The sequence below is a fragment of the Paenibacillus sp. FSL M7-1046 genome, assembly GCF_038007405.1.
Taxonomy (GTDB): domain Bacteria; phylum Bacillota; class Bacilli; order Paenibacillales; family Paenibacillaceae; genus Paenibacillus_AQ.
This window is the reverse complement of the sequence record NZ_JBBOXB010000001.1, coordinates 2739839-2756301: the sequence shown is the minus strand read 5'-3', so window position 1 is coordinate 2756301 and position 16463 is coordinate 2739839. Positions and strand designations below refer to the sequence as shown.

The 16463-nt window shown below is 52.6% G+C and carries 14 protein-coding genes; 8 read left to right on the top strand and 6 right to left on the bottom strand.

The window, feature by feature from the left end; all coding sequences use genetic code 11:
- Positions 1–67 precede the first annotated feature (67 nt).
- Genes NYE29_RS12075 through NYE29_RS12065 form a run of 3 tightly spaced genes read right to left on the bottom strand, consistent with a single transcriptional unit; the run spans position 68 to position 2792 of the window.
- Positions 68–1027 (bottom strand): 1,4-dihydroxy-2-naphthoate polyprenyltransferase, encoded by a 960-nt coding sequence (locus NYE29_RS12075; protein WP_340896150.1) that lies wholly within the window; start codon positions 1025–1027, stop codon positions 68–70.
- 33 nt (positions 1028–1060) lie between these two features.
- Entirely contained in the window at positions 1061–1834 is a 774-nt protein-coding gene (locus NYE29_RS12070) for a DUF6081 family protein (RefSeq protein WP_076109713.1), read from the bottom strand.
- A 40-nt stretch (positions 1835–1874) separates the two neighbouring features.
- Positions 1875–2792 (bottom strand): prenyltransferase, encoded by a 918-nt coding sequence (locus NYE29_RS12065; RefSeq protein WP_340896149.1) that lies wholly within the window; start codon positions 2790–2792, stop codon positions 1875–1877.
- Between the two features lie 172 nt (positions 2793–2964).
- Between NYE29_RS12065 and NYE29_RS12060 the strand changes: the two genes are divergently transcribed.
- The 7 genes from NYE29_RS12060 (at position 2965) to NYE29_RS12030 (ending at position 13325) form a co-directional block, all read left to right on the top strand.
- A complete protein-coding gene (locus tag NYE29_RS12060) occupies positions 2965–5322 on the top strand; it encodes an EAL domain-containing protein (protein WP_340896147.1) in 2358 nt (785 codons plus the stop codon).
- Positions 5323–5445: 123 nt separating this feature from the next.
- A complete protein-coding gene (locus NYE29_RS12055) occupies positions 5446–6066 on the top strand; it encodes an acetate uptake transporter (protein ID WP_038597625.1) in 621 nt (206 codons plus the stop codon).
- A gap of 259 nt (positions 6067–6325) precedes the next feature.
- Entirely contained in the window at positions 6326–8467 is a 2142-nt protein-coding gene (locus NYE29_RS12050) for a bifunctional diguanylate cyclase/phosphodiesterase (RefSeq protein WP_340896145.1), read from the top strand.
- Positions 8468–8567: 100 nt separating this feature from the next.
- A complete protein-coding gene (locus NYE29_RS12045) occupies positions 8568–9452 on the top strand; it encodes an AraC family transcriptional regulator (protein ID WP_340896144.1) in 885 nt (294 codons plus the stop codon).
- A 141-nt stretch (positions 9453–9593) separates the two neighbouring features.
- Positions 9594–10874 carry a glycoside hydrolase family 27 protein gene (locus tag NYE29_RS12040; protein WP_340896142.1) on the top strand — a complete coding sequence of 427 codons (1281 nt, stop codon included), beginning with the start codon at positions 9594–9596 and terminating at the stop codon, positions 10872–10874.
- Positions 10875–11160: 286 nt separating this feature from the next.
- Complete coding sequence (locus NYE29_RS12035; RefSeq protein WP_340896139.1) at positions 11161–11637, top strand: DsrE/DsrF/DrsH-like family protein; 477 nt, start codon at positions 11161–11163, stop codon at positions 11635–11637.
- A 176-nt stretch (positions 11638–11813) separates the two neighbouring features.
- Positions 11814–13325 (top strand): aminotransferase class V-fold PLP-dependent enzyme, encoded by a 1512-nt coding sequence (locus NYE29_RS12030; protein ID WP_340896138.1) that lies wholly within the window; start codon positions 11814–11816, stop codon positions 13323–13325.
- Here the strand turns inward: NYE29_RS12030 and NYE29_RS12025 are convergent.
- On the bottom strand, positions 13311–13955 hold the full coding sequence (locus tag NYE29_RS12025) for a TVP38/TMEM64 family protein (protein WP_038597638.1): 645 nt from the start codon (positions 13953–13955) through the stop codon (positions 13311–13313). The two genes, NYE29_RS12030 and NYE29_RS12025, sit on opposite strands and share 15 nt — an antisense overlap.
- 163 nt (positions 13956–14118) lie before the next feature.
- Between NYE29_RS12025 and NYE29_RS12020 the strand changes: the two genes are divergently transcribed.
- Positions 14119–14634, top strand: a complete 516-nt coding sequence (locus NYE29_RS12020) for a GNAT family N-acetyltransferase (protein ID WP_340896136.1) — start codon at positions 14119–14121, stop codon at positions 14632–14634.
- A gap of 159 nt (positions 14635–14793) precedes the next feature.
- Here NYE29_RS12020 and NYE29_RS12015 read toward each other — a convergent pair whose 3' ends face one another.
- Both NYE29_RS12015 and hydA read right to left on the bottom strand, forming a co-directional pair.
- On the bottom strand, positions 14794–15033 hold the full coding sequence (locus NYE29_RS12015; protein WP_340896135.1) for a hypothetical protein: 240 nt from the start codon (positions 15031–15033) through the stop codon (positions 14794–14796).
- 1 nt (position 15034) lies between these two features.
- Positions 15035–16462 (bottom strand): dihydropyrimidinase, encoded by a 1428-nt coding sequence (hydA, locus tag NYE29_RS12010; protein ID WP_340896133.1) that lies wholly within the window; start codon positions 16460–16462, stop codon positions 15035–15037.
- Position 16463: the final 1 nt, after the last annotated feature.

Sequence of the window (16463 nt, the reverse complement as noted above, 5' to 3'; positions counted from 1 at the left end):
CTACTTATACCTATAGACACCATATCATAGAATAAGGTTTATCTCTATTTACAGAGGTAGGATGATGTTATGAGGTGATCCAAATATCCAGCACAACGGCCAGTCCAAGCACAATAACGCGGGCCATGCTCATCAGCACGAAATTTTTGACCGCCAGGATAAAGGTCGTCGCCTTCTCCTGCTTCTCATAAAACAGGGCAATATTGCGGCGCAGCGGGATCAGTGTCAGCAGCAGCAGCACAACCAGAACAGGATGGACGCCAAGCAGCAGCAGCACGATCAAATCCAGAAAGGAGACATAGTAGAGAAGCTTAAATAGCAGCAGCGCATTGCCGCGGCCGATGTAGACGGGCAGTGTATACCTGCGGTTCTCCATATCATCCTCAATGTCGCAGATGTTGTTCGCCAGCATGATTCCGGCAATTCCCAGAATCGCCGGCACCGAAAACCAGAATAGATACAGGACCTCCACAAAGTTGATATGCAGATCAATCCAGCCTTCCCGGAACAGCAGGGTAACAACACTCTGCTCGGAATGGATGTAAGCCGAAATGAAGATGATGACAAAGCCCATAAACAGGCCGGAGAACAGCTCACCCAGCGGCATCCGCGAGATCGGTATCGGCCCGAATGAATACAAGATCCCGATCAGGAAGGATAATCCGCCGAGCAGAAATATGATCAGACCGGTCTGGGAGACAAGCGCAATCCCGCCCCCGACCGCCAGCACCAGCAGGATGATAATCGTCGCCACCACAGTGCTTTCTTTGAGCTTGTAATGAACAATGGCATTATGGGTCTCATAGCCGTAGCCGTGGGTTTTGGCCGCTTTTTTGAAATCGTAATAGTTGTTAATTGCCGTTGTCGCCATATCGAAGCTCAGCAGGGACACGAACATGAGCGCAAAACGCAGAAGATAAAAATCCTCAAACCGGTACAGGGCATACAATGACCCAAGCAGAAACGGGATAACACTAGCCACCTTGGTCGGCAGCTCTACAAATCTCAGAAAACTTTTTACATTCAAGGCGATCCACCCTCATCTGTCAAATAAGCACGGTTATTGTGCGGATGTTGTTATGGTCAGCGGAGACCACTCGGCGATGACTGTCTGGCCATGGGCGGACACACTGCCTTCGGGCGTGAGGTCTTTCTCGGTCATAATGCCCAGCGCTACAGTGAAGCTGTTGAATTTGATTGGCACATGCTGCTCGCGCCGCACCTCTTTGCCGTTGACATAGAACACAGCCTCATCGTTCCCGCGGTTATAGGTAATCTTATACGTGTTGAATTCACGCGGTTTGAAGTCCGTATCTTCCTTAAAAATGCAGAAGTATTTTGTGCCGCCGGTTTCAGGAACCTGCACGCCCGGGAAAGGCAGAACTCCGTAGACGCTGGCATATTTGTCGTTTCCGGCAAAGAAATCAAGCGCTGCCCCCGTCGTGAAATCAAGCAGATTCAGCGAAACATAACCGTCATACAGATCTCCGGGTGCCGTACCCTGTGTGCGGGCGCGAATCTGCAGCTCGAAGCTGATCTCTCCGCTCTCCGGCACCTCGACCGGCTGAGCCGAATAATACATATGCTTGGCATTGTCGAGAATCTGCACCTGGTTGTTCTGGCGGGACAGCTGGGCCCGCACATACAGGTAGCCATTGCGTACAATCACAACAGCCTCCGGCTCACGGTATGCCCAGAAAGAGCCGTCCGGCAAGGTGAACCCTCCGGTCTTCCAGACCTTGCCCTCCGACAATATAGTATGAAAGTCTCCGAGTACGACCGGGTTATTCTGTGCAGCCTGTGTATCTTCACTGCTTGTTTTATTCTTGTCCATGGGGTTCACTCTCTTTCTATCATCTAATCTTCAGCAATTTTTACATAAAGCCTTGAATAAGCAGTGCTACCGCCATAATTGTACCGCAGCGCACGGAGGCCTGCTGCGAGGCGCCCATCAGCGGCAGATAGGCTGGTGAGGCATTTTGCGGCTGCAGGCCACGGTATACATGCACAGGGGCAATCGCAGTGAGCAGTGCGAGCAGCGCATAAACCGGAAGCACGCCAAAGCCCACGCAGACGATCAGAGAAACGTAGGAAATATAAAGCAGCACACGTGAGAAGATCAGCGACTTGCGCTCTCCCCAGACGACAACAAGCGTACGCTTGCCTGCCTGCTCGTCCGCTTTCCAGTGCAGAAAATGATGGTTGAACAGCAGCAGCGTCGTCAGAAGCCCAACCGGAACCGAAAGCAGTACCGGCTTCAGGCTGAATTCGCCGGTCTGCACGAAATAAGAGCCGAGTACAGGCATAATGCCAAACGCAACGAAGATGGCGAATTCACTGTAGCCCTTGCCCCGGTACCCAAAACGCAGCGGTGGAGCGACATAGAAATAGGCGATAAGTGCCCCTGCCGCTACAAACCAGAGAATCTCCCAGCCGCTATAAATACTGAGCACCGCGCCGCAAAGCACGGCGACTGCAAGCAAGCTCCAGGTCAATACTGCGAAAACGGTCTCCGAGAGCAGACCTCCGGACAAAAAACCGGAGTTTGTGGAAATCATCCCCGGTGTATTTTTCGCCTCCATATCGGTCCCGTTGCGAAAGTCCCATAAATCATTCACCATGTTGGAGAACAGATGCGCAGATATTGCACCGATGATCGTTATAACAAACAAAAACGGATGGAACTCTCCTCCCCATACATATGCCCCGACAGTTCCCAAGACAACCGGTATGAGCATAACTGGGATGGTTCCAAACCGTGTAGCTTTCTTAAAAAATATCCATTTGTTCATAACCAAGCTGATCCCCTTCTATTATAATGTGATAATTATTATTGTTTTTATATTATACATCAAATTTCGACAGCTAGGGTAGAAAAGCGCTGCAAAATATTCCCTAATCATGGTACACTGGTTTTAATGGTACTTATTTCCTATCAAGTCTAAAGATACTAAGGGGAACAACATGAAGCTGCGCAAAAAATTAGTGATCTTCATCTGTGTTGTTGCCCTATTCGGCTTAGGGCTGACTTATCTGCTCCTGCACCTGATAATGCTGGGCCGCTTCGAGAAGCTGGATGAAGCCGCACTTCGGTACAAGCTGGAGAATGCCGTCTCTTCTTATCAGAATGAGCTGCAGAGTATGAAGACCCATTTGCTCAAATATTCGGTTTGGGATGAAACCTACCGGTTTGCGGAATCCACGGACCCCGCAGATTCTATTAGTGATGCCTACCTAAGCAGTAACTATAGCCGGACAACTTATGAGATTAACCATTTTGATATGATGGCCCTGCTGAACCCTTCGGGCACCCCCTTGTACGGTGGCACTTACAACCAGGACTCCCGCAGTATAACTCCGCTAACAACGGAGATTCTCGCCTTATTCAGGGATATTCATCAACGGCTGCCGGAATTTTCGGGCGCAGAGGACAGCACAAGCGGCATTGTATTACTGGATAAAGGGCCTATGCTGATCACCCTCACCCCTATTGTGAACAGCGACAAAACGAAACCGGTTATTGGAACTGCTGTAGCCGGCAGAATGCTGCTGCAGGAGCAGATCACACAAATCTGGAACGAGACACCGTCCACCATCCAGATCACTCCAGTGAACCCCGGCATACTCGCGGAGAGCAAAAGCAGCAATATCTGGATGAGCCCTGCCTCGAACAACGTGATGTCCATTCACACAACTATATATGACCTGTTCGGCAACCCCGGTGTGGTTCTCACCCTCAAGCATCCGCGGCAGATTTACTTAAGCGGCCTGCAGTCGATCACCAGCTTCCAGCGGTGTTTCTTTGCCGTCACTATGCTGATGTGTGTGGCCAGTCTCCTCTTCGTCAATCGCTCTATCCTCGGAAGAATGTCCTTGCTGACCCGGAATATCCGGGCTATCGGCAACAGCAAGGATTTATCCATCCGGATCGGCTCTTCCGGCAAAGACGAATTCAGCGATGTGGAGCATGAGTTCAACCGGATGATTGATTCCTTGGAACAGGCGCAGGAAGAGCTGCAGCTGCAAGCGATGCTTGACCCTCTGACTCAGCTGCCCAACCGTTCGCTGTTCTTCGCGAAGCTTAATGAAGCGATTGCTTCAATTAAGGGAACCGGCAGACAGATCGGGCTGGTATTTATTGATCTGGATCACTTCAAGACCGTAAACGATACACTCGGCCACGACTTCGGTGATGCCATGCTGAAAGAGATCGCTTTGCGGATTTCCCAAGTTATCGGACGTTATGATGTGGTGTCCCGTCTGGGCGGCGATGAGTTCACGATCCTGCTCGCCGACATCCCCGATTCGGACAGCATTTCCGAGCAGCTGCTGCGCATACGGGAGACGCTATCGCTGCCCCACCGCATACAGGGACATCTCCTCTACAATACGGCCAGCATCGGCGTAAGCATCTATCCGCAGAACGGTGAAGACGCCGACTTTCTGGTCAAACAGGCCGATCTGGCCATGTTCCATGTCAAAGAAACAGGCCGCAACAATATTTTTCAATACTCTGAGGATCTTGAAGAAAGTATCCGCCGCAAAAAAGTACTCTCTCAGCTGCTGCTGTCCGCAGCCGTTAATCATGAATTTGAAGTCCATTATCAGCCGATCCTCAGCTCCGGCAACCTGAAGGTTTCGAAGCTGGAGGCGCTGCTGCGCTGGACAAGTCCTGCATACGGCCCTATCTCTCCCGGTGAGTTTATCCCGCTCGCCGAAACCAGCGGCTCTATTGTAAACATCGGGAGCTGGGTGCTGCGGCAAGTCTGCTCCGATCTGCGTACTTTCCGGCAGAATGGGCTGGAGCTGACCGTAGCGGTCAACATTTCCGCCATGCAGCTGATGCAGCCGGGACTGTCTGAGCTGCTGCTGGAGCTGCTCCATGAATACGGGTTGCCCAGCTCAAGCCTGGAGCTGGAGATTACGGAGAGCGTGCTGGTGTCAGGCGACAGCATTTTCCATTCGCTGCAACAGCTCAGGGGACACGGGTTCCGCATTTCCCTGGACGACTTTGGTACAGGTTTCTCTTCCCTCAGTTACCTGCGGCGCTTTCCCGTTGATGTAATCAAAATCGACCGTTCTTTTGTTTCCGAGATGACACTCGGCCCGCAGGGTGACGTGCTGATCAAGGCCATTATTGAGCTTAGCCATACCCTTGGGCTGCAGGTAGTCTCCGAAGGGATCGAGCTGGAAGAGCAGTTCGACATGCTGCGCCACCTGGGCAGTGATGAGCTGCAGGGCTACTATATCAGCAGGCCGGTAAAATCCCAGGAGATCCCTGACTTTTTAACGCAAAATAATCTCCTTTACCACAGTAAATGAGCACTCTTTTTTTGTAGGCAAGCTCAAAACGATATGATATGATAGGCAAGCTGATCACAGCACCCATTTCCGGGTGCTGTGATCCTATGCGAACACTTATGAAAATTGGAGGCTTTAATTGCTATGTCAGCGCAACCGCAAACACAATCCGTCAAAATCGTCACTGCCGACCCCAGCGCCATCGGCTTGTTCGGATTGGCTATCGTCACCTTGGTCGCTTCTTCACAAAAGCTCGAAATTACAACAGGTCTCAGCTACTGTATTCCATGGGCTATATTCCTCGGAGCCTTCGCCCAGCTGTTCGCTTCTATCCAGGATGCCAAGCACAACAACACCTTCGGGATGACCGCTTTTGGCGCTTATGCGTTCTTCTGGTTCGGTATGGCCGCAAGCTGGCTGATCAAGCTGGGTGTATTCGGTACGGTTCTGGCGGAAGGCGTTGATCCCAAGCAGCTCGGCTTTGTTTTTGCGGGTTATTTGGTCTTCACGCTGTTCATGACCCTCGGCGCTGTGGAAGCCAATAGAGTGCTGCTTGTTATTTTTATACTGATCGATTTCCTGTTTCTCGGCTTGACCTTTGATGCGTTCGGAGTGGCTGCGGAATTCTTCCACAAGCTGGCTGCCGTATCGGAACTGGCCATTGGTATCGTATCACTGTACGGCTGCGGTGCATCCGTGCTCAACGCTCATTTCGGCCGCACGTTCCTGCCAATCGGCGCACCGCTGGGTATTTTCAAGAAATAATCCCGTCTCTTCACTTGCACAAAGTCCATAATGTACTCATTTCTAGAGCAACGGATAAATACAGGCTGCCTTTAGGCGGAACGTATTTATCCGTTTTGGATTTTATAGGGTTCTTGTTAGGTTTTTCCTTGCACAAAGGCAATAAAAATGACATGCTAAAGAAACACCCACGACATATCTCGACATTTTTCTGCGGTGCTGGAACAGCTTCTAATGAATTATAATTATAATGTTGAATTTCGGGTATCGGAGGCATTCCATGGCTTTCTTTAATAAAAAGCCTTTAACGATCATCCTCGGCTTCTTAGTCGTGCTGCAGCTCTCTCTGTTCTATTATTACTCCTTATCAGTGAACCGGGAATACCGGGCTGAAAAAGCCGACTTGTCCTCAAAGGCAGTCATGTTATCATCGAACATTGAAGAGAAGGTTTCGATTGTCAAAGGTGTTAGCTCTTTTATTCAAACGGTCGGCTTTGATGCTGAGCCAGCTCTTATTAATCAGTATTTAATGAAGGCTTATAACAATTCAAGCAATATTATGAATATTATGATCGCTCCGGACGGCCTCATCCGTTATCTCTATCCTCTCTCAGGCAATACAGCGATTCTTAATAAAAGTCTCCTGCTCGATCCCGACTTGTCCTCGCCCGGTTTGATTCAAGAAACGATCACTTCCCGGGGCATTACGGTGGACGGTCCCCGGACACTTGCCCAGGGCACCCCCGGCATGGTGATCAGGCAAGCTATTTATAACGGCAACTCATTCTCCGGCATCGTTTCCGTCACACTGAAGATCGATGATATTGAGAACCAGCTGCTGCTTAAAGACTCCCCCATGTACGTAACAGATGAAGATCATTCCTTTTTGTTTGGCAATCAAGCCCACGGGAACGAAGAGCAGGTCACGGTCCCCATTGAAATTAAAAATCAGCATTGGCTGATGGGAATCCCTTTTTCTTCGCACAAGAAATGGGAGATCTTCCGCAGCATCCTGTGGATCGACATTTCCTTTCTGCTCGTTATGGCCTTTATTCTCTATATCTTCTGGCATCAGGGCCGGTTCAACCGTGAACTGGAACGCGTGGTCAGTATCCGCACCCGGGATCTCCGAATATCCAAACGGCGGTATGAAAAACTTGCCCATTACGACAGTTTGACGGAAATTCCGAACCGGCGTTACTTCATGGATGAATTCGGACGGCTGCTGCAATGTGCCGAGCCTACGCAGACCTATACGCTGTTCTTTTTTGACCTGAACCGGTTTAAGGAGATCAACGATACCCTCGGCCACTCCACGGGCGATCAGGTCATCAAGACACTGGCCAGCCGGCTGAAGGACAGCGGTCTGCCCTTTAAGCTGTTCGCGCGTACCGGCGGCGATGAATTCGTGATGATCTTCTCTGATTTGCCGCGGGAGCAGATCCCGGAAATTGCCGGGCATATCAGCCTGCTGATCTCGGAAACACTGCTGATTGCCGGGGCCTATTTAAGTCTATCGACCAGTATAGGAATCTCTCTTTATCCGGAGCATTCCCTCCACAAGGAGGATTTGCTGAAATTCGCCGACATGTCTATGTATCAGGCAAAGTCGCAGGAAGACAGCAATTATTTTGTGTTCGACTGGGAGCTGCGCGAAAAGCTGGAGCAGAAGACGATGATCTCCAAGTACCTGCATTCCGCGCTGGAGCGTGAAGAATTTGTGCTCCATTATCAGCCGCAGATCAATGCCGTGACCGGCCAAATGGTTGGCATGGAGGCCTTGGTCCGCTGGAATCATCCGGAGAAGGGGCTGATCGGGCCCGGGGCTTTCATCACTGCCGTGGAAGACGCCGGGCTAATGATTCAGCTCACCGACTGGGTACTGCAGGAAGTATGCCGCCAGCTCTGCGAATGGAGGACGATGGGCATGCCGCTGCTGCGGACATCCATCAACATCTCCAACAGCTGGTTCTATAACCGGAATCTGATAGAGAACCTGCTTGGCGTGCTTGAGCAATATGGGCTGGAGACAAATATGCTGGAATTCGAGATCACGGAAAGCACCGCCCTGCTGGAGGAGCATTATCCGCTGCTGCAGCAGATGCGCGACCATGGGATTGTCGTTTCGATTGACGACTTTGGCACCAAATATTCTTCACTGAACTATTTGAAGCATTTTCCTGTCAACAAGATCAAGATTGACCGCACCTTCATCACCGGCATTGGTGTCAGCTCCATTGATGAGACGATTATTAAGTCAATTGTTTATGTCGCCTCCCAGCTTGGTTATGACCTGATTGCGGAAGGCGTAGAGACGCCTGAACAGGCCCAGTTCCTGATTAAGCATAACTGCCCTTATATCCAGGGATTTCTTTATTTCCCTCCGCTTCCTGCGGATGAGATCTTCAAGCTTGCTTCCTGACGTTGCCCGGGAAGATACAGCACCGCATATCTTAGGCTCCCTTCGGGGAGCTTTTTCTGTACTATATATAATAAGTAAGCACTACCGGAGGTGGGATTCTGTGAAAAACGAAAAAGCCTTAGGGGTGTATGGCTTCCGCTTTAGCGAGCCGGAGCAGCTGCCGCTCTGCAACCTCTTTGCAGTCGGGCATGAGATTGTGAGTGATGCTTCTTACCACTGGAATGGAATGGAGCGCCGTGACGGGCCCCTGTTACTCTTCCAATATACAGTTGATGGCGCAGGAGGCTTCAGCACGGAACACGAGAGCTTCAAAATCAGCTCCGGGCGGGCATTTCTGGCTGAAATCCCCAGCATCCACAGCTATTATTATCCCGGCGGTTCCCAGCCGTGGGAGTTTTATTTCCTGCTCTTCAGACCGCAGCTGGTACAGCCCCTCTGGGAGGAGATCAAGGCCAAGCTCGGTCCGGCTCCGGTCATCGACGCGGGAAGCCTGCCCATCCGCATGCTGCGGGATATTACCCGGGAAGCCCATAGCGGAAAAATCACCGATCCTTACATTGCCTCCTCACTGCTGTATCAATTCATGATGGAGCTCGGCAGACTGTCCTCCAGCGGTCCGCGCCATGAAACGGAATGGCCGGCGGCGATTAGGGATGCCGTTAATTTTATCGAAGGCCATTACAACTCCATGATTGGCCAGGAAGAGCTTGCGGAGAAGCTCGGACTTTCCAAATTCCATCTGCTGCGGACATTCAGCAAATATGTCGGTGTAACACCCAATGAATACCTGAACCGCATCCGTATCGAGCGGGCGGTGGACCTGCTGCGGACGACAGACCACAGTATTGAGGCCATCGCGGTTCAGATCGGATATTCCACCGGAAGCTATTTCATCAAAGTGTTTCACAAGCTGACAGGACAAACGCCTGGCAATTTCCGCACCGGAAACGGCAGTCTCCAGTATAACCGTTTGTTCTTCAGCTAAATTCCCGACATGCGCAATTTTGTGCTATCGAGACAACTATTTTACTGTAGAAATGGGTTTTGAAAGTGTTTTATGATGGATCTGTTAGAGCAAGTTTATTCTACAACCCCTTCCGGGGGGTTAAGGAGCGAGATCATCATAATGAGTCACTTACAGTATGCGAAAACACCGCCTATGGGCTGGAACAGCTGGGATTGCTATGGAGCTGCAGTTACGGAACAGGAAATCCGCGGAAATGCTGAATATATGGCGGCGAACCTGAAGTCTTTCGGCTGGGAATATGTTGTTGTGGATATTCAGTGGTATGAGCCGGGGGCAATTTCTTCACAGTACCGTCCTTTTGTTCCGCTGGAAATGGACGAATATTCCCGGCTGATGCCGGCAGTGAACCGTTTCCCCTCGGCAGAAGGCGGCAAGGGGTTTCTCCCTTTGTCTGATTATGTACACAGTCTGGGCCTTAAATTCGGCATTCATCTGATGCGCGGAATTCCAAGACAGGCGGCGCATGCCGCCACCCCGGTCAAAGGTTCAACAGCGACCGCCCGTGACATCGCCCACCCCAACTCCATCTGTCCCTGGAACACCGATATGTATGGGGTTGATGCTGCCAAGGAAGGCGCGCAGGCGTACTACAATTCCCTCTTTGAGCTGTATGCCGAATGGGGCGTAGACTTTGTGAAGGTGGATGATATTGCTGCGTCCAGACTGTACGATACACACCAGCCCGAGATTGAGCTGATCCAGAATGCGATCCGGCACTGCGGACGCCCGATGGTCCTAAGCCTCTCCCCGGGACCGGCACCGGTTTCTTATGGAGATTTCCTCGGCCAACACGCCAATATGTGGCGGATCACCGATGACTTCTGGGATCATTGGGACCTGCTCCTGGATATGTTTGACCGCTGTGAGGCGTGGGCAGGCAAAGCCGAAGCCGGCAGCTGGCCGGATTGCGACATGCTGCCGCTGGGCCATATCGGCATCCGCTCCGTAGACGGCGGCGGCGCTGACCGCTGGACTCGCTTCACGCCGGATGAGCAGGTCACCATGATGACCTTGTGGAGCATCTTCCGCTCGCCCCTGTTCTTCGGCGGCGAACTTCGCGATAACGACGTTTGGACCCTTTCCTTGCTGACCAACCCAGATGTACTGGAGATGCACCGCAGCAGCAACGGCGCACGCCTCATCAGCCGGGCAGGAGACCGCGTGGTCTGGACGGCGGAAGGAGACTCCGGGTGCCGCTATGCCGCGATGTTTAATACCGGTGAAAATACCCAGAAGGTCAGCGTAACTCTCGCGGAGCTGGGCCTTGAGAGACCAGTCACTGCCAAGGAGCTTTGGAGCGGGGCGGAGGTTAGCCCCGTGCAAGACGAGCTCGCTTGCGAGATTGCTCCGCATGGCGCAGTACTGTATCGTCTGGCGTAGCTCCCGCTACAGCGATCACGGGCAGGATGGAATAACAGTTGAATGAACCAAGTGATTCATCTTACGGCAGACCCGGATTAACGGGCCTGCCGTTTTCCTGCGGATATATGCCGGGAAATCCAACCAGCCATAGCACATCCCCTCGCAGGACAGTCACAGGATAGATCCAATCGAGTCAATCCCCTACACGCCTAGCGGCATTTGGAACATCCTGTGACAGCAGGCATACTTCTCCTCGCGGTAACCATACTAAGGTCATTCTATGAAGTGACGGAGGAATGCAGCGATGGACAAAAAGATGAATCTGCTGATGTTCAGCGGGGAATATGACAAAGCGATGGCCGGGTTGATCCTGGCCAATGCCGCAAGGGATATTGAGGTTGAGGTCACAATGTTTTTCGCCTTTTGGGGCCTTTTCCTGGTCCGCGACCCGGAGAAGATGACACTCGAGGATAAGACAATTTATGAAAAGCTGATGGATGTCATTACACCGAAGGGACCACAGCACCTCCCGCTTTCGCGGATGAACTTCAGCGGCCTTGGACGGATGATGCTGGAGGAAATGATGGAGGATCAGGGCGCGCCGAAGCTGATTCATTTTCTCAAGGGCGCCCGCAAAAAAAACATTAAGTTCTACGCCTGCAAGCTGTCCGTAGAGATCATGGGCTTTAAGCCGGAGGAGTTTCTGCCCGAGGTGGAGATCATTGATGCGGCCACCTATCTGAAGGATGCGCTGGAAAGCGACATGCAGCTATTTATTTAGAGGAGTTCCTCAATGAATGCAGACAATAGGCTTTAACCCATTGCCTCCACCGGGCATATACTGAGCCTGGGAATATAACCCCACTCTTAATTAGCAAGAAGAAACGGCCGTGCCGTCCTTTGTAAGAGGGCGTGATCCGTATCTTGCGAGAAATAACCGGGCTGGAGGGATTGTCTGTGCTGAGCATCAACCACGCTTCTTCTGCGGAGGAGCCCGCTTCACTGCAAGAGCATTTCGCAACGTTTCGCGAGCATACCATCGGCAACCGGCATTCTATCTCCACGCCTTATGGACGGCAGCCGCTGCTGTATGCCGACTGGACCGCCAGCGGGCGCTTGTATGAGCCGATTGAGCGCAAAATGCAGGAGACGTTCGGCCCCTATGTCAGCAATCCGCATACCGAGTCCAATACGACCGGTTTAACTATAACACTGGCCTATGCCGAGGCGCAGAACATCATTAAGCGGCATGTTCATGCCGGGCCGGGAGACGCCCTGCTCTTCTGCGGCAACGGCACAACCGGAGCAGTGAACAAGCTGCTCCGGCTAATGGGCCTAAAGCTGCCAGAATGGATGCGGGATCATTACCTTTATCTTCCAGAGGAACGCCCGGTTATCTTCATCAGCCACATGGAGCATCATTCCAACCTGCTGCCTTGGCAGGAGGGCATCGGCGACGTGGTCACCGTACCGGCCGGGGCGGATGGAAGCATGGACCTCCGGGAACTAGAGGAGCTACTGATCCGCTACCGGAACCGCCGCTTCAAGATCGGCTCCTTTACCGCCTGCTCCAACGTAACCGGCATACAGACCCCGTACCACAAGCTCGCTGCGGTGATGCACCGGCACGGAGGCCTCTGTTTTGTCGATTTTGCCGCCAGCGCGGCTTATGAAGAGATCGACATGCATCCCGCCTCCCCGCTGGAGAGGCTCGATGCCATCTTCTTCTCTCCCCATAAATTCCTTGGAGGCCCCGGTTCAAGCGGGGTGCTGGTATTCGATACCGCGCTTTGCAGGGGCCAGCTCCCGGATGAGCCCGGCGGCGGCACGGTGGTCTGGGTTAATCCCTGGGGCGGACGCCGCTACATAGATGAAGTGGAGGTCCGCGAGGATGGTGGAACACCGGGGTTCCTGCAGGCCTTCCGCACAGCGCTCTGCCTGAAACTGAAGGAGAAGATGAATGGCGACAGGCAGTTCATGATGCGGAGGGAACAGGAACTGTGCAGCCAGCTTCTGACCGGGCTTGCCGGAATCCCCGGATGTTACATCCTGGCGGGTGAGCATACCAAACGCCACGGCATCGTATCCTTTATCTTGAAGGACATCCATTACAACCTGGCCGTTAAGCTGCTGAATGACCGTTTTGGCATTCAGGCCCGCGGAGGCTGCTCCTGCGCCGGCCCCTATGGACATTATCTGCTTGGACTTGACGCCAAGCATTCCCAGCATTTCATTCAGGCGATTCAGGCCGGAGACCAGTCTTTGAAGCCGGGTTGGATCCGCCTTTCACTGCACCCCATCATGACAGACCGCGAAGTCCAAACGATCATCTCTGCAGTGCGGAGCATTGTCCGCCATATAGAGGAATGGAGACAGGATTACTGCTATAACGCCTCTACAAACAGCTGGGTTCATCTCAGCGGAAACCATGAGACCGATGCCGACATCAGCGGACTATTCGTGGTGTGAAGAATTCCCCGCGGCAAGCGGCTTCTCCTGTTCCCGCGCCGCCCGGGCAAACCGGGCCTCTATGGCCTTGACGCACCATAAGGAAACACCGATGAACAGCAGCACATAGATAATCTCCCACGGATTGCGGATAAACCGATCCAAGTCATTTCCGATATAGGAAACTGCAAACACCATGATGGCTTTGCCTGCACACAAAGCGAGCAGATAAGACCGCAGGCGCATGCCGGCAAGCCCGGCTGCCATATTGATGACCACAAAAGGCCCTACCGGAAATATACTGAGCAGAAAGACATAACTGAAACCGCTCTGGCGGACCCACGTCATGCTTCTCGCTACTTTTGGCCGCTGCGCCCACTTCCGCAGATAGCGGTGGGACGCAATTTTGCGGATAATCATAAACGTGGTCACACAACCGGCAACCAGCCCGATCCAGGAATACAGGAATCCGAGCCATAAGCCATAAACCGCACCGTTTAATCCCACAATCGCAATCGTAGGCAGCGGCGGTACAAAAGATTTCATAAAAGTCAGCCCGATCCCGGGCAGCGGCCCGAGCGAGCGGTACTGCTCCAGCAACAGCCGCAGACGTTCCTCTGTCAGCCATGATACCGTATCCAGAAAGTACATACCCTCCCGCACTCCTCATCCTTGCTAAATTTGAATCTGTTTAATTTGTGGCGCCGAGCCTCAATTATACAATACATTGGCGCAGGATGGCCTTTTCTGTTGGCAGCATCCTGTTCTTCTTGTACTATGTTGCTATGATTATCAATGTAAAGGGGAGAGATTCATGTTAATACCATCCGGACTGCTGGATATACGGAAAACTGTGCTTCAAGATTTGGATTTTGTCCTGGCTGCCGAGCAGGCCGAATCTAATCGCCGCTTTATCGGACAATGGAGCAGGGAACAGCATGATGCAGCACTACAGGACGGGGACATTCTGCATCTCATCACCCAGGATAAGTCCGGGAAACAAGCAGGCTATGTGATTATAACGGGGCTGCAGGACCCTAATCTTAGTGTCTGCATTAAGCGGCTTGTCATACAGGCCAAGGAACGAGGCTACGGAAAAACAACCCTCTCCCTGCTGACGGATTGGATCTTCACCCAAACCGAAACCCACCGGCTGTGGCTGGACGTTAAAGAACATAACTCCAGAGCCCGTCATGTCTATGAAGGTGCAGGGTTCACACTGGAAGGCACCCTTAGGGACTGTGTAAAGACTGGGGATTCTTTCGAGTCGCTGCACATCATGTCGATTCTGCGGTCCGAGTATTTGGACAAGCTATCGCTGCAGGCATAGTCTTCTTGGCGCCACTTCCCTCTGCAGCCTTTAGCAGGGCAAGTTCGCTACATAAGTCTGCCTGACTGCACAAAAAAGACTGCCGGATCGAAGCCAATGTTTCTTGGCCTACCGGCAGTTTTTTGACACGCAGACCCTGTATCTTAGAATTGTCGCGCCTTACGTATGCGTTTCTATGGGGGTGGCCGGTCTCTGACCTGATAAAACCGCTGTCGTCACATGCTTGCGCGCATCCGCCGTCAGCAGCTGCAGCTCCACCGGCACCCTGCCCGGGCTGCTGTGAATAAATTTTACCCTGGCACCGTCCAAATCCTCTTCAATACTGACGATGGAGTAGCCTTGCAGCAGCAAAGCGTCAATCTCCTGCCTCTCTTGGTCAAACTCATCAAATGCGGACATCTCAGACCACTCCTCCGCTGATTTCCGTTTTGGCCGGACGCGGCACTTCTGCTGCAAACCGTTTGCGGTGCAGGTATTTGCCGGAACCCGCCCGGCCGACAAACTGCTTGTCGCGGATCACGAATTCACCCCGGCTGAGTACGGATACCGGTTCGCCTTTAACCTCAAATCCTTCAAACGCGTTGTAATCGACGTTCATATGATGGGTTTCAGCAGACAATGTTCTTTCCACCGACGGGTCGAAAATCACAATGTCGGCGTCACTGCCCACAGCTATGGTGCCCTTTTGGGGAAATAGGCCAAACAACTTGGCACTGGAGGTCGAGATGATATCCACAAATTTATTAAGCGAAATCCGCCCCTTCTGCACCCCTTCGGAGTAGAGCAGGCTGAACCGGTCTTCAATTGTCGGCCCGCCGTTCGGGATCTTGGAGAAGTCGCCCAGACCCAGATCCTTCTGCCCCTTGAAGTCAAAGGAGCACTGATCGGAACCGATCGTTTGCAGCGTGCCGCTCCACAGCGCATCCCACAGCACCTCCTGGTTCCACTGCTCACGCAGCGGCGGGGACCAGACATATTTGGCGCCTTCAAAATCAGGCTTCGCAAGCGCGGTCTGATCCAGCACCAGATATTGCGGGCAGGTTTCACCGTAGACACGCAGCCCCTTCTTGCGGGCTTCGGCAATCTTCCAGGCCGCTTCAGCGCAGGTGACATGTACGACATACAGCTGCGAATCGGCCAGCTCCGTCAGGTAAGCGGCCCGGCCCGTGGCTTCGCCCTCCAGCTCCGGAGGGCGGGTCAGCGCATGGTAGATCGGATCGGTGTTGCCTGCGGCCAGAGCCTGCTCCACCAGATATTCGATCACATCGCCGTTCTCGGCATGGACCATAACGAGTGCGCCTTCCCGCTTGGCCGCCTGCAAAGTCTTGTACAGCACGCCGTCATCGGCCTGAAAAGTGTTCTTGTAGGCCATGAACACCTTCAGCGAAGTGATGCCTTCGTCTTCAATAATTTGCGGCAGCTCGCCCAGCACCTTGTCATTCAGCTCCGAAACCATCAGATGAAAGCTGTAATCAATCACCGCTTTATCCTGTGATTTGTTATGCCAGGTATCGACAGCCCGCTGAAGCGGCTGGCCTTTGGTCGTCAGGCAGAAGTCGATGACCGTTGTCGTTCCGCCATAGGCGGCGGCAATCGTGCCGGTCTCGAAGTCATCAGCCGTCACGGTCCCCCCGAAAGGCATATCCAGATGTGTATGGGGATCTATCCCTCCCGGAAAGACATAACAGCCGGAAGCGTCAATAATCTCCGCACCCGGCGCTTCCAGATTCAGCCCTATTCCGGTAATAATGCCGTCCTCAAACAGCACATCTCCCGTATAAGTATCCGCTGCGGTAACGATAATGCCATTTTTGATTATCTTCTTCATG